Origin of the sequence: Paenibacillus jamilae, from assembly GCF_050482105.1 — a bacterium.
GTDB classification, from domain to species: Bacteria; Bacillota; Bacilli; order Paenibacillales; family Paenibacillaceae; genus Paenibacillus; species Paenibacillus jamilae_B.
On record NZ_JBCNHI010000051.1, the window covers coordinates 1 to 15,556 of the forward strand.

At 46.9% G+C, this 15,556-nt stretch carries 10 protein-coding genes; 7 read left to right on the forward strand and 3 right to left on the reverse strand.

Features of this window, described 5'->3' with window-relative positions; genetic code table 11:
* The coding region (locus tag ABEW32_RS26100; protein WP_430193190.1) for a restriction endonuclease at positions 1-361 on the forward strand (361 nt) is incomplete at its 5' end.
* Positions 362-450: 89 nt separating this feature from the next.
* Here the strand turns inward: ABEW32_RS26100 and ABEW32_RS26105 are convergent.
* The gene (locus ABEW32_RS26105; RefSeq protein WP_430193192.1) at positions 451-3,627 is read right to left on the reverse strand and encodes a bifunctional cytochrome P450/NADPH--P450 reductase; all 3,177 of its coding nucleotides are present in this window, start codon (positions 3,625-3,627) and stop codon (positions 451-453) included.
* A gap of 289 nt (positions 3,628-3,916) precedes the next feature.
* On the opposite strand from ABEW32_RS26105, the gene ABEW32_RS26110 reads away from it, so the two are divergent.
* From ABEW32_RS26110 to ABEW32_RS26135, 6 genes are all read left to right on the forward strand, one after another.
* On the forward strand, positions 3,917-4,921 hold the full coding sequence (locus ABEW32_RS26110; RefSeq protein WP_430193194.1) for a BMP family lipoprotein: 1,005 nt from the start codon (positions 3,917-3,919) through the stop codon (positions 4,919-4,921).
* A gap of 27 nt (positions 4,922-4,948) precedes the next feature.
* Positions 4,949-6,622, forward strand: a complete 1,674-nt coding sequence (locus ABEW32_RS26115) for a methyl-accepting chemotaxis protein (RefSeq protein WP_430193196.1) — start codon at positions 4,949-4,951, stop codon at positions 6,620-6,622.
* Between the two features lie 199 nt (positions 6,623-6,821).
* A complete protein-coding gene (locus ABEW32_RS26120; protein WP_430193204.1) occupies positions 6,822-9,263 on the forward strand; it encodes an AraC family transcriptional regulator in 2,442 nt (813 codons plus the stop codon).
* 126 nt (positions 9,264-9,389) lie between these two features.
* Complete coding sequence (locus ABEW32_RS26125) at positions 9,390-10,397, forward strand: tripartite tricarboxylate transporter substrate binding protein (RefSeq protein WP_430193198.1); 1,008 nt, start codon at positions 9,390-9,392, stop codon at positions 10,395-10,397.
* Between the two features lie 48 nt (positions 10,398-10,445).
* Positions 10,446-11,447 (forward strand): 2-keto-3-deoxygluconate transporter, encoded by a 1,002-nt coding sequence (gene kdgT / locus ABEW32_RS26130; protein ID WP_430193206.1) that lies wholly within the window; start codon positions 10,446-10,448, stop codon positions 11,445-11,447.
* 168 nt (positions 11,448-11,615) lie between these two features.
* Entirely contained in the window at positions 11,616-11,969 is a 354-nt protein-coding gene (locus ABEW32_RS26135; RefSeq protein ID WP_430193208.1) for a hypothetical protein, read from the forward strand.
* An 81-nt stretch (positions 11,970-12,050) separates the two neighbouring features.
* Here the strand turns inward: ABEW32_RS26135 and ABEW32_RS26140 are convergent, their stop codons facing one another.
* Positions 12,051-12,533 (reverse strand): helical membrane plugin domain-containing protein, encoded by a 483-nt coding sequence (locus tag ABEW32_RS26140; protein ID WP_430193200.1) that lies wholly within the window; start codon positions 12,531-12,533, stop codon positions 12,051-12,053.
* 12 nt (positions 12,534-12,545) lie between these two features.
* A complete protein-coding gene (gene fdhF / locus ABEW32_RS26145; protein WP_430193202.1) occupies positions 12,546-15,488 on the reverse strand; it encodes a formate dehydrogenase subunit alpha in 2,943 nt (980 codons plus the stop codon).
* Between the last annotated feature and the right edge of the window lie 68 nt (positions 15,489-15,556).

Consider the following 15,556-nt stretch of genomic DNA (forward strand, 5'->3'; position numbering starts at 1 on the left):
AACAACCAGCAGCCGGGATTATGGAGCGGATCTGGTATTTACAGACCGTGAAGGCGCCAGAGTCGTAATTCAAGCCAAGCGTTATGCTGTACAACATCCGGTCGGCTTGGGCGCGGTACAGGAAATTTACACCTCTATGCGTTATTATGCGGCCGACAAGTCTATAGTCATCACCTCCGGTCGTTATACGGAATCCTGTAAAACACTTGCTGCTGTCAACGGGGTTAAATTATTGGATCGCAATGATTTGATAGATATGATCAACCTGTTCAAAGCCAAACGTCGTGAAGAGGTCATGGAACTTATAGAAAGTAAAACAGACGTGGTTGCCTCTAAATGGTGGAACAAAAGCAAATCATAAAAGGGACTGAACTACTAGCCGACGAGATCGATGCCTGGTAGTCAGTCCCTTTTATTTTTAACATGATGTATCTTTATATACCGTTATCATCAGATGCCTGTCCAGACATCCTTGGCATAGCGTTTATCCTGTTGGAGCTGCTCCAACCATTGCTGCGCTTCTTCTTTACTTGTATGGTGTACATCCGCATAGGCCGCACAGAGCGTGTCTTCAACGTCGGGGGCCATCCGGCTACCGTCACCGCATACATATAGATGTGCTCCCTCATCAAGCAAGTGAATCAGAGTGTCTGCATCTTCATTCATGACATGCTGTACATACCTTTTAGGTTGACCGGGCAGACGTGAAAAGGCTGTATGAACCGTAACGATTCCTTCCTGCTCCCAGGCCTCCAGCTCTTGCTTGTATAGATAATCGAGCTTGGGATCACGGCAGCCATAGTATAGATGAGCCTCGCCGAGCTGTTCGCCTCTCTCCTTAAGCACATGGCGTGTTTGGAGAAATCCGCGGAATGGGGCAACACCAGTACCCGGACCGACCATGATGATAGGCACGGCCGGGTCTTCCGGCAAACGGAAGCCAGACTGAGGCTTTCGCACAAAAATGACAACCGGATCATCTGGTTGGAGCTGTGCCAAATAATTGGAGGCAATACCAAGGTATTCGCCCTGCCCACTACGGGCTGGTCCACGCACGACGCTCACGGTTATACTCGCTGAATTCTCCGACTCAAGCGGAGAACTGGAGATGGAGTAGTATCTAGGCTTGAGTGGTGGTAACAGCGAGATGAAGTTTTCAAATGGCAGCTCGCAGGCTGGATACTTCTCCAGAATATCCAGCATCGTGACGCGCTTCTTTCGTATCTCTTGATCGAAAGTAGTATCCTCGAGCAAAGCTTCGATTTCTTTCTTATGCGGTGGACACACTGTAAAGGATGCCAGTTGCCTTAGCTGGGCTCTGGTTGCCGGTTCTTGCATTTCCACACTGAGAGTGAGCAAATCTCCTACGCTGACAGGCCGATCCAAGGGGAGATGCGCCGCATCCCGGTCACTGCCTTTTAATACGATGTAGTCCTGATCCTGTAACTTAAAGCGTTGCATCACCCTATTAACCAACGAAGCAGGATTACGCGGCAAAACACCAAGATGATCACCCTCGCGATAGGACAAATCGGCTGGTAATTTGATCTCCAGATGTCGTGTACTGCGTTCACTTTCAGCAGCGTGCAGCTCACGATTCGCGGTAACAACGGCAGTAGCTGCCTCATAGTTGGCCGCCAGCGGAGCGCTTAGTACGTCGCTTACAAACTCTATGCTCAGACTGCTGGTGTCCTGCGGTTCTGCATCGCTGTGCTCTATTCCGAAGGCATTTAGCAATTCCGGCCATAAGCCGTGGTTCCAGACTTCCCAATCCTTCTCGAAGTCACCACTGGCATCGCCCTCACCCCGATCATACAGTCGCTTTGCCCCTTTGGCAGCCATTAGCTCATCGATCATCCTTGGAATGCGCTGATACGTACTGGCCCAATTCCGGTCACCGCAACCAAAGACAGCATACCTTATGCCTGCCAGTTGTCCCTCGTCTACCTGCTTCAACCATTCTACGAAGGCATCGGCATTATCCGGTGGATGTCCGTTATAAGATGCGGTCGTAATAAGTACCACGCCTTCTTTAGGCAAATTGTCTACATGATCATTCAGAGTTGCTATACTACTGTTGAAACCCCAATTCCGACCTGAATCGGCTAGTTCACCTGCAAGTCCCTCAGCTGTACCCAGATTCGAGCCGTACAAAGACAACAAAGAAGTATCATGCTTTTCGGCATGGGGGGCTGCAACTTTTTGTTCCTCCTTTTCATGAAGTTCTTGAGCGGCACCTGGCAATATGACGGTAGTCTGTGTGCTGCGCGGACGTACTTGAATGGTGAAGCCCTCAGGCTTGAGTGTGAGTGTTTCTTTGACTTTCAACTCATAATGAGTATGGTCAATCAGTTCAAAATGTTTCAGTACCATACCCAACACAAGGGTGGCCTCCTGTAAGGCAAACTGTTGTCCGATACAGGCCCGTTGACCGTTGCCAAACGGTTTGTAGGCATCTTGCGGAATGGCGGATGGGTCCTCAAAGCGTTCCGGTCTAAATTCCTCAACATCTTCACCCCAGGCCTCGGTATCACGGTGCAGTTTCGGGATAAGTACATTGACACTGTCGCCTTTTTTAAGCGGATAGGTTCCGTCGAGCAGCGTATCTTCTTTGGCGAAGAGAGAAAAGGCGGGAGCTGTTGGCCATAGCCGCAGGGCTTCATTCAGTATCATTCTTATGTACTTGAGTTCACGCACCTGAGTATAGGAAGGCAGCGAATCGGTGAGCACGCGATCTACTTCTTCATAGGCTTTGGTTAGTTTTCGTGGATTTTTAAGCAAATAGTAAATGGCAAAGGATAAAAGCCCACTGGTCGTTTCATGACCGGCGATGAGAAAGGTGATGATCTGATAGCGAATATTTTCATCATCCAGCGTTTCACCTGTTTCCGGGTCCTTACCTTCCAGCATACGTGCCAGTAAATCCTCTTCTCCTTGGTTGCCCACGCTTTTGCGCTCTTGAATAATGCTATCCACCAGAGAGAACATCGTTTCGATGTCATGTTTAAACTGTTTTTTCTTCGATAACATCAGTTTGTTTTGCAGATTGAGGCGTTGCAGCTGACTCATGGCTTCATCCAGTGCACGTGTCATACTGGTCACGAACGGATGGGGCTGATCGCGGTAAAAGCTGTTAAAACGATAATTAAAGCCGCATAACCCGATAGTATCCAAAGTCAGTCGGGTCATATCTTCCGGTACTTCTACACTTTCATCTGGATTAAGCCGAGACCATTTTTGTACTAGCTGAACAGCAAGATCCAGCATCATATTGTGGTAACCCTTCATGGCCCGCTGACTGAAGCTTGGCAGCAACATTTGGTGGGCCTTGCGCCAGTTCGGTTCCTCGGTCCAGCTTGTGAATAGTCCATCTCCGGCAAAAGCTCGTACTTTTTGTAATGGGGCCCACACCTGTTTGTCGAAGCGGGATTCATCACAAGCATCTGCGACCAGCTTATGACCAGAAATATAAATATTCGTTCCTTCAGGCAGATCCATGCGAAAAATGGGACCGTACTCATAAGCAAGCTTAACCAGCGACTGGACAGGGGCATGAGTGTCGATCAAGGGCAGATTTCCTAAGGGACCGTATGTTTTAGGCTGCGGAATTGAATTTGTTGAAGTCATTCTAAATGTAGCTCCTTTCAGTTTCAACATAGAGTGATGGTTGAAGGGGTTTCCTACGTTTACCATAAAAATTACACTTTATTCTTTCCGGATAAACGAAATAAATAATTTTAGACAGCACGTACAATAAAAGCAGTACGAAAACAGACGCTTATTACATGTAGAAAAAGATGAACCCATTGTCATTATCCATTTACAATGAATTTACAGAAAAATTTATGAACAAATACACCTCTATAACCGATATAAAGTTGTTGGGGATTTGCATTTTATATTGAGGTGATATGTCATGAAGAAACGAGCTGTATGGTTAACTTTTAGGTGGATTCCCATTGTCACGATCTTTGCATTATTGCTAAGTGCATGTGGGCAATCAGATGTACAAACCAAGGCCGAACCCATTAAGGTGGGAATCGTACTGTCAGACATTGGTCTAGGTGACCAATCCTACAGCGACGCGGCTTTTCGAGGTTTGGTCAAGGCACGGGATGAGGGGAAGATTGTTTTTGAATACCGGGAAATAGCTGAGACCAAGACGTATGATGCTGCTTTTAATCAGCTTGTTCAAGAAAAAGCAGATTTAATCATTGGGTTGGGTTACATGGTGAAGGACAGTTTGGAGGCCGTCGCCAAAAAGAATCCAGACCGTAAATTTTTAATCGTGGATGAAACATCGGAATTACCGAATGTGGCTTCCATTACCTTCAAAGCAGAAGAAGGCAGCTTTATGGCCGGAGTTGTTGCTGGTCTGACGAGTCGCACCGAACAGGTAGGTTTTCTCGGAGGAGCGGAATCGCCTCTATTGAAAAAGTTTGAAATTGGGTATCGCGCAGGAGTGCAATCAGTCAAGCCAAATGCGAAAGTTACGGCAACATATGCAGGAGATTTTGGCAAGCCGGAGTTGGGTACGAAAATTGCAGATGACATGATCAATCAGGACCGGATTGATGTCATTTTCGCAGCAGCAGGGCTAACCGGTGTAGGTGCGCTACAGGAGGCGCAGAAGCAGCACAAATTTGCCATCGGGGTCGATAGCGACCAGTTTTTTGTTGCGGAAAAAGCGGTAGTGACCTCTATGATTAAAAATGTAGACAATGCAATTTATACAGTAGTCAAAGGCTTTGCAGATCATCAAAGAAAATTTACGGAGAAGGATATGGTGTTTGGACTTGCGGAAGAAGGTATAGGTTTGGCGCCTATTCGTGTCGTGACACTAAATCCGGATCAACAAAAGGTGATGGATGATTTAATGGAAAAAATCAAATCCGGCACACTTACTGTACCCACCCAATAAATTTTCGCAAACGGAGGATAAAGGCTGATGAAACTGCAAGGTAAACTGGTGCTTAACGCGATGATTTCTTTGATCGCTTGCCTGGCTTTAGTAGCTTATATCATTTTTGAATTGTTACGTATTAACGCTCAAAGCAGTAATCTTGTTCCAGCTATGTTGAATGTACAGCAGCTTAACGCCTATTTGATTCAGTCGGGGCAGGCGTTGCAAAATTATTCTACTTCCATGACGGAGAGCAACAAAGCCGATGTGCAAAATCAGCTGACTCAGTCTGAAAAAACGATTACTTTGCTTTCACAGGGCATGATGCAGACGGAAGCACAGCAAAAGCGACTGGATACGATTAAAACAAAATTCAGCCAATTGAAAGTAGCAACGGAAAAAGCGATGAGTGCTCAGAACAGCCCAGAATCCAAACGAGAGGCTATGCGTGCCCAAGGGATTCAGAACGATGTATTTATGCTGGATCTGCTGACCAAAGCGCGTTACGACCAATACACAGAAGACTTGACCAAGAGTATTCGTTTTACATGGCAATTAGCCTTGGCAGGTGCAGTTCTACTTCTGGTGGCAGTTGGGCTATACAATACATATACCTCCAGGCAGCTTGCGCTTAGAACCCGTAAGCTAACGGAGGCAGCGAAGCAAATTGCCGAGGGGAATTTAACCGTGCAACTGGCTCAAACAAAGGGCCGCGATGAGCTGGATGAGCTCAATGAATCTTTCCGTATTATGATCGGAAACTTGCGCAGCATTGTGCTCTCCATAGATCAAGCGGGTAATCGTGTCGATCTAATGGCTCGGGATATTGATCAGCATAATGAGGCCATGAAGGAAATTGTGACACAAGTCAGTACATCAACAGAGGAACTTGCAATAGGCAGTCAGAAAATTGCTGAGGACCTGTCGTCGACGGTTGGCGTGGTGGATGATATGCAGCAGAAGTTTGAATCTAATCTGCAGGAGACTGCGCAATCAACCACGTATAGTGAGGATGCTTTGCGTGTTATTGAGCAGGGGACGCGTGTCATGAGTGATCAAATGCGAATTGTTGCAGAGAATCGTTCAGCAATGTCCGAAGTGGAGCAAACCGTCAGAGAACTGGAGTCTAATGCAGCCGAGATTACAACGATGACCGGTTATGTATCTGAGATTGCCAGCCAGACGTCGCTGCTGTCCTTGAACGCTTCGATTGAGGCTGCACGTGCGGGTGAAGCGGGAAAAGGCTTTGCTGTTGTTGCCAATGAAGTGAAAAAGCTAGCTAATCAATCTGAATCTGCTGTAAAGAAAATTTATACCGCTGTTGAGGGGATCATGAAGGCTATGGATAAGGTGAAGACTTCTGTGGCACAAAGTCAGGAGCTGTTCCGCGAGCAGGAGAAGGCAACTTCCTCCACCGGAGAATCATTTAGAGAGATTAGTGGCAAAGTGCAGCAAATTGCCGGTCAAGTCAGCAAGTTATCCATGGACATGAATGTATCGCGGGAACTGAGTGTACAGGTGCAGCAAGCTATCGAGAATATTAGTGCAATCACTCAGCAGTCTGCCGCAGGCAGTGAAGAGATTACGGCTTCCACGGTGGAGCAGAAGCGTTCCTTCGAGGAATCGGCTGAGAAGGTAAGGGAGCTTCGCCAAATTCGCGAGGAGATGCAGCGGGAGCTGGATCGTTTTCAGGTGGAAAAGACGAGCCAACCACTGTAATACGAATATCTATGCTGCTGAATAATGAATGCAAGCAGCACGTAAGAAGAAGTTCTACCTTGTATAGGGGGGACTTCTTCTTTTTTATTTTTAAGGATGTGACTTCTGTTAAGTTTGAAGTATATAGGAAGGAAATTCCACTTCATACGTCAAATAGATGTAAAGGTAATATGGCATCTAATATTGGAGTAAGAGAAAGATAGACAATGCAGTCTGGAAGGATGAAGCTACAGGAATGTTGCGACTTAAGCTTCGATTGATACTGAAAAATAAGCAGACAAGACTGATTCTGCTGCTCACACTGTGCGTATCGCTCGTGATCAGCGTGATCGGCTTGCTATCGTATTCAAGATATCGTGAAGGCTTGGACACTGAGCTGAACACACCCAATATAGAATTGTTGCAAATCAATCTGGATGTGACCAATCGGGCTTTCCGCGAGTCGGATAACAAGGCGCTGGATGCGGCTTATTATCCAGATGTAGAGTCTTTTATACGTATTCATACGGATGGAAAATCGGTATCCAACAAAGCCACCGTTATCGATCGGCTTCAGAAATATTTGAAAACCCTTTCTTCGCACGAAGAAATTTATTCGGTTGAAGTCATTTCTTTGGATAATCATGCCCTTGTGTCCAGCAATTATGGTTATTTGCCCGATTGGAAGCAGGCACCGGATACAACCTGGGTTCCCTGGATTCAGGACATTCAAAAAAAGCCGTTGCTGATTAAGCGGAGATGGTATGGTACTGATCAACAGCATGGCACGATAGAGCTGCTCTCGCTGGCCAGGCCTATAGTAGAGAATGGACAGGTCAGGGGTGCGGTGTTAATCAATTTGGATTATGACCGTTTTTTCTCCAAACTGTATATTCATTTGTCCAACTCGCAATACGTCTATGATCTGGAGGGCGAGCTGATCTATCCCAAGCTGAGATCGTCCTTACCCTTAAATGATATGAGCAGGGTTTTGAAAGAGCTGGATGTAAATCCTTATGCTTATGTAGAAATCGGGGATATGGAATATATGGCGAACCAGACCTTCTCCGATGTCACGGGCTGGCGTCTAGTATCACTTGTACCGATGGACAAGCTGCTGAAAAATGTGAAGCTGGCGCGCAATATGATGCTGTGGCTGGCCTTGATCTCTATCCTGGCGGGGTGCTCGGCGGTGTACTATTACAATTATGCAGCTTTTCGCCCCATGAAAAAAATTAATAGTCTCTTGAATTCAGGCAACAAGGGGACGCGTCAGGGAGGATTGTATGATCTGGAACCCATAATTAGCAAGTTGGTTGGAGAATTTCACCGCAAATCGTTGGTGGTAGAGCGAAGCTTGCCGGAGCTGCGTTCCAAATATATAGAAGATGTCTTCCAGCGTAGAATGGGTATACAGGAAATGCGAACGAAATGGGAGCAGTATTTTTCCGATTGGGCTAATAATTCTTTGGTTGTTATGATCGTGTCGATCGATCGGTATTCTACGTGGACTGCAAGCTTTCCAGAAGAGGACAAAATGCTGCTCAAATATGCGTTGAACAATATTTTGCTGGAGATGCTTGAGCCTCAATGGAGAGCAGTCAGTGCGCCGGAGGAGGAGAGTGGTCTGGTCGTACTGTTGCAGCACAGAGAGAGTGTACATGAAGTTGGAGCGGAGGGCGCAGCCAAAGAAAGGGTATGGCTTCGCAAAAGCATTGACAGGCTGATTCAGGTTGTTGCTCAGCATCTTCCTATGACGATTTCGGTAGGGATTGGCCATAGGGTCACAGATATTCAAGAGGCACGGGCGTCTTTTATAAAAGGAAAAGAGGCGCTTAATTTGCGTTTGTATGAGGGGTATGGACGTTCACATATGAATTTGAGCAGCAACATAAATGTGAAACAGGATTGCATAGTGCATATGCAGCCACAGGATCAGTCTCAAGATGCAAGATTATTGGACCCTCGGCGTGTGGATCTGATTCGTGCTGTGGAGTTGCAGGAACCTGGTGCAAGTGCAAAGCTAGTCAGCCAGTGGGTAGAAGAACTTCGACACTATAGGACATCTCCACACCAAGTCTACCTATTTGTTCATGAACTGCTGGAAAATTTGCTAAAGTGGTGTGTCACTCAGAGCGTGACTCCGCCAGATCAGCTTGCTGATTATCACTGGAATCAGATTCTGACGCTAGACCTTCAAGACATTGAGGCGCTGCTGGCCATCATGTTGACTGATATTGAAGAAAAATGGCACGGACGCCACAAGTCCAAAGATTTTGTACGTGTACAAGAGATGATCGACTATATGGAACATCACCTGCATCTGAACATCGGGCTTCAGGAAATTGCGGATCATGTTCACATGAGCGTATCCTCAGTGAGTAGTATGTTCAAAGAGGAAACGGGAACTACCGTATACGATTATTTGACTGCATTACGTATCAAAAAGGCATGCATATTGCTGTGTGAAACGCATTTGAAAATTGGCGAAATTGCAGAGCAGGTCGGGTATCGAAACGAGAACAGCTTTATTCGTGTATTTCGCAAGTATAAGCAAGTGACCCCAGGGAAATTCAGACAAATCAACAAATCCTCTAATGAATATGCAGATCGGTCAAAAGATCGATACTTTGGTGAAATGGAAGATAAACACGAAGATTAGACGATAGATGTGGGCCTCCACGTTGCGGTACATTGACTTCATGTAAGCGTGAACAAATGACCAAAAACGTTGGAGGTGACGACGGGCGCAATAGGCCCAGTTTATTTGTGGAGATGAGGAAACGTAATGAAGAAAAAGCCATGGCAAAAATATGTGCTGGTTGCGGCAGGAGTGGCTATGCTTTCTGCCTTGAGTATCAGTGAATATGTGGATCACCGCACCCTGCAGGATCACAGTCGTATATTTCCTGCGAAGCCAGTAACGCTTGTCGTTCCATATGCGGCGGGGGGCGGTACGGATATTACCGCAAGAGCGTTGGCAAAAGCCGCCGAAAAGCATCTCGGACAGCCGATCATCGTCGTCAATCGAACAGGCGGAGGTGGTTCTGTTGGGCTGATGGAGGGAGCTGAGGCGCAGGCGGACGGTTACACCGTAACGTATCTGGTCGCTGAACTGACTACATTGCCACATTTGGGGCTGTTGCCAATCACCTATGAGCGCTTTAAGCCGCTGCTTCAGACCAATATGGACCCTTCTGCCATTACGGTCCGGGCGGACGCCCCGTGGACGACGGCGAAAGCATTTCTGGAGGATGCTAGGGTTCATCCAGGCAAGCTAAAAATGGGTAATGCAGGCACGGGAAGTATCTGGCACCTCGCTGCCGCGATGCTGGAGCAGAAAAGCGGAGTCCGCTTCACCCATATCCCTTATGAGGGAGCAGGTCCAGCTGTTTCTGCTTTAATGAGCGGATTCGTGGACGCTGTACCTGTCAGTCCCGCAGAGGTGAAGAAATACGTGGACGAAGGAAAACTTCGCATACTGGCGATCCAGGCAGACACCATTTCGGAAGCGTTTCCAAAAGTGCCGACACTTCAGCAGGCGACTGGGCTGCGTGTCCATTTTATCGGCACCTGGAGAGGGCTGGCTGTACCTAAGGATACACCCAATGAAGTGGCTCGAACGCTGGCGGATGCACTGATCAAGGGGACGAAAGACGAGGAATTCAGGGAGGAAATGCGAAAGCATGGGTTAGGATTGCGTGTCCAGGATGCAGAAGCATTCGCGCGTCAACTGAAGGATAGTCATGATACTTTCGCAAAATTGATCCCTGAGCTCGGCTTAAGCCGCAAGTAAAACGGCCTTGTTTTTGCAATGGCAAAAACGAAAGGGTTGAATGAAGTTATGAAAATCAAACAAAACATCGATAAAATTCCTGGGGGCATAATGCTGGTGCCGCTGTTTATCGGCGCACTTTTTCATACATTTACTCCATGGGCAGGCGACTATTTTGGATCTTTTACCAAGGGGTTAATGACCGGTACAGTGCCTATTTTGGCGGTGTGGTTTTTTTGTATGGGCGCTTCCATAGATGTGCGAGCGACAGGCACCGTATTGCGTAAATCAGGAACACTCGTATTGACTAAAATTGCGGTCGCTTGGGTCGTGGCGATCATTGCGTCCAGATTGCTGCCTGTTGGCGGCGTAGAAAGTGGGCTATTTGCAGGTTTATCGGTGCTGGCCCTAATCTCGGCTATGGATATGACGAACGGCGGTCTCTACGCCTCCATTATGCAGCAGTATGGCTCCAAGGAAGAGGCAGGGGCATTCGTGTTGATGTCACTGGAATCGGGTCCGTTGGTAACCATGCTTATTTTAGGTAGTACCGGATTGGCCGTTTTTGAACCGCAAACATTTGTCGGGGCCGTATTACCATTTTTGGTCGGCTTTATGCTAGGCAATCTGGATCATGATTTCCGTAAATATTTTGGGAATGCGACACAAGCTCTGATTCCGTTTTTCGGTTTTGCGCTGGGTTGTTCCATTGATCTGAGTGTTATTGTCCAGACAGGTGTGCTAGGTATTTTATTGGGTATTTTTGTAATAATAATTACGGGCATTCCACTGATTCTGGCAGATAAATATATCGGTGGTGGCAACGGTACGGCAGGGATTGCAGCCTCCAGCACCGCAGGTGCAGCAGTAGCGAATCCAGTCATTGTTGCCAACATTAAGCCTGAATTTTTGCCTGTTGCACAATCTGCAACAGCATTAGTAGCCGCTTCAGTCATAGTAACCTCCATTTTGGTGCCAATTCTAACGGCATACTGGGCCAATTATATGAAGCGCAAAGGGGAGTCCAAAAAAGCGGGACCTATACCTCCTGGGGCGAACGTACCTAAATGAGGATTTTGCAAAATCTTGAATAAAGTTTGAATGATGAGGGCTTAATTGAACGGTATTGCCATTACCCGGGAAATGCTGTTTCAATTTTAGTTACAACTTTTATCCTAACGTTATAAAACTTGTCCTAAAACGCTTCTGCCAACATACATATGTAAGCAGAGGAGCGTGATGGAATTGGAAAACAAGGTGCGTCGCTATTACCAGTTAAAGCAAAAGCAAAAAGAAATTGAAGGTGAACTGGCTGATTTGCGCAATGACATTACCGCCCATTGTGCAGAGCAGGAAGTATCCGATTGGGAAATTGGTAGCTACAGAGTCAGGATTGTACAGCAGCACCGCAAGGAATACGATCATGCGAAATTGTATGATGCATTGCCTGATCCTCAATTATGGCGTTTGTTTTCCAAGCCGGATTCTTCGAAGATTGCCAGCTTGCTTAAGCTTAAGGTTATCGCGGATGAGCAAATAAAAGATACCGTTTCTCTTAAGACGGTGACGTTGTTGCAGGTGGATAAAAAATAAATAAAAAGAGCTGCCCCCGTTAACGGAGCCAGCTCTTTTTATTGTCTGTGGTTAGTAGGTTCCACTATCACATCTATTAAGCTATTGATCAGACAAACCCTTTCCCATTCCTTTGAGAAAATGAATACCGAACCCCATTGCCCGGTTTACATCTGGATCATTCATTGCTTTCATGAGATCACGCAGCCGTGTCTTTTTATTCTGCTTTAGATGCTCTTCGGCTTCATTCAGGCCCGTAGTGACGCTGCTTGCCAGTTTTTTCATCAGCTCGGGGTCTACCTCGGATAGCATCCCTGCTGCACCCATCAGATTATTGATGATGTTCGTCACAGGTTTGCGCGTCGCTTGTCCTACAGCAATTTTGGCAATGGTTTCTTTGGCTTTTAGCATAGACTGAGCTGCTTCGAGAAGACCGCTGTCATGCAGCTCACGTACAATTTCAAGCGTCTTATGCAATGCCGCCCCATTGTCTGCCAGATCGGCAGTTAGCTGATCCAGTGATTGTTTTTGCCGTTCTTCTGCTGTCAAAACACGTTTTCTCACGATTGAAATAGGCTTAGCCATGGTTTGTCCTCCTTATTTTTGATCTACCAAATCGACGTAACCGGGACGATTCCACTTACGGTTCACTTCAACCCCGTTTTGCGGATGCCGCTTTTTATAACGTGGATTGATATGTGGCAGTGGATTCTGACCGTCAACCTCCAATATTTGCATCCTTACTTTGGTTTGTTTATAGGCAGGTGTACGCGTAACTACATCAAATGCTCCGCCAGTTAATAGATTAACAGCACCCTCATGGCTGGTAGAGTGCATTGGCACATAAATTTCAGTTCCCTGCACCCGATCCGTCACCAGAACACGTAGCTTGACCGCACCATAGGGAGATTCCAGCCGAACCAGTGATCCGTCTGTAACTCCACGTTCTTCAGCCAGCTCTGGGGACACTTCCACAAACACTTTTGGAAGTTTGAGCTGAATGCCTGGTGATTTGGTCGTCATATTTCCTTCATGAAACTGTTCGAGCAGTCGACCATTATTTAGGGTCAGATCGAATTTAGCGGGGTACTCTTTTGGTGGTACATATTCGAAGAGTCCCAAACGTGCTTTTTTATCTGGAAAGTTGAAGCCGTGGGTGTGCAGAAGCGGTGTGTTGCTACCATCCGGCGATCCCCAGTGAAAGCTATTCCAACCTTCCAATACGTCGTAATTGCATTGGGAGAAAAATGGAGTGAGTGACGCCATTTCCTCAAAAATTTCACTCGGATGACTGTAATCCCAATCAAATCCCATGTGCTTGGCAAATTGGTTAAAGATCCACCAATCCGGTTTACTGTCACCTACAGGACGGAGTGCTTCATATAAACGCTGTACGCGACGTTCCGTGTTTGTGAAGGTTCCGTCCTTTTCAAGTGAAGGTACAGCTGGCAAAATGACATCAGCAAATTCAGCTGTCTTGCTCAGAAATACATCCTGAACGACAAGGAAATCCAAATTTGCTAGCATTTCTTGGGTATGGTTAGAGTCCGCATCCACCCATGCCATTTCTTCTCCAGCGATATACATCGCTTTGAGTTTACCTGTTTTAATGGCTTCCAGCATTTGAATGTTGTCCAGTCCGCGTTGATTTGGAATTTGTACGCCGTAGGCCGCTTCAAACTTGGCACGAATGATATCGTTCGTAACGGGCTGATAGCCAGGAAAAATATCCGGCATCGTCCCCATATCGGCAGCACCCTGAACATTGTTATGTCCGCGAAGCGGATATGCGCCTGCGCCCGGACGCATAAAGTTGCCGGTCACCAGCAGCAGGTTGGCAATTGCAATCGAAGTGTAGGAGCCTGCGATGTTTTGTGTTACGCCCATGCCCCAGCAAATGGCCGTGCCATCCGCTTCGTGAATCATGGTTGCTACCTGAATCAGCGTCTCTTTGGAAAGGCCAGTTTCCTGTTCGGCGAATTCAAGGGTGTAACGCTCTAGCAATTTTAAATATTCAGGATAGAAATTTACATGCTCCTCAATAAATTTAGCATCATGCCAGTTTTGCTCAATGATGTATTTGGCTACAGCGGATAACCATACATAATCAGTACCTTGCTTCGGACGCATGAATAGATCTGCGCGTTCTGCCATTTCATGCTTGCGCAGGTCCACCGAGATCAGCTTTTGACCATGCAGCTTATGCGCACGTTTGATACGGGTAGCCAGCACTGGATGCCCTTCTCCCGGCGCACAGCCGACCAGTATGACCAAACCTGCGGAGGCAATGTCTTTAATCGTGCCGCTGTCGCCGCCGATGCCTCCGGTATGTTGTAGTCCCCATGATGCAGGAGATTGACAATACCGTGAGCAGTTATCAACGTTATTCGTTTGGAACACCTGACGAGCCAGCTTTTGCATCAGATAATTTTCTTCATTGGTAAATTTGGACGAAGAAATAAAGCCGAGTGCCTCGCCCCCGTATGTTTCTTTGATAGCTCCCATTTTACTGGCCATCAGGCTCAGAGCTTCTTCCCAGGTTGCTTCCACGAATTCGTCTCCTTGACGAATTAGAGGTGAGGTCAAACGCTGATCGCTATTTACAAAATCCCAACCAAATTTCCCTTTGACGCATGTCGAGATGTCATTGACAGGCCCCTCAGAGGTAGGCTGTACCTTCAAAATTTTGCGGCCTTTGGTCCAAACCTCAAAGCTGCAACCTACACCGCAAAACGTGCAGACGGTTTTAGTTTTTTTCGTACGTGTTTCACGCATTGCTGCTTCAGCTTCCGAAATGGCAAAAATACCGCTGTAGCCCGGCTCCACTTCCTTAATTAAATCGACCATTGGATTTAACAAATCCTTATTTATGCCGCTCATGAAGCCGGCTTCGCCCAGCATGGATTTTTCCATCAAGGCGTTACATGGGCAGACCGTTACACACTGACCGCAGCTGACGCAGGAGGAATCGTTAATGGCAACTCCATCGTCCCAGATCACGCGAGGGCGTTCAGCCTCCCAGTCGAGGGACAGTGTTTCATTGACCTGCAGGTTCTGACATACCTCTACGCATTGGCCACATGCAATACATTGATTGGGATCATAGCGGTAAAAAGGGTGGGACATATCTACTTCTGTGGGATCAACCTTCGGTCGATATGGATATTTTTGATGTTCAATTTCCATAAGCTCTGCGGTGTTATGCAGTTTACAATTACCGTTGTTGTTATCGCACACCGTGCAGTAGAGGAGGTGATTCTCCAGCAAACGGTCCATAGCCTCGGTTTGAGCCGCTTTTGCGCGGTCCGAATGTAAGTGAATATCCATTCCATCCGTAGCAAGCGTTGAGCAGGAACGGACAAGCTTTCCGTCCACTTCCACAATACAGGTATCACAGGTGCGGATCGGGTCCACTTCGGGGACGTAACACAGTTGGGGGTGGGCGATATTGTTTTCGTTAATTACTTCAAGAATGGTTGCACTGCTATTCGTTCTCAGTTCCTGTCCGTTTAATGTAATTTTGATCATACTGTCCGTCACGGTTCAGGCTCCTTTCAGATTTTGAATTTTAAAATTGGGAACAAAAAAACTCCACCATAAACACAAGT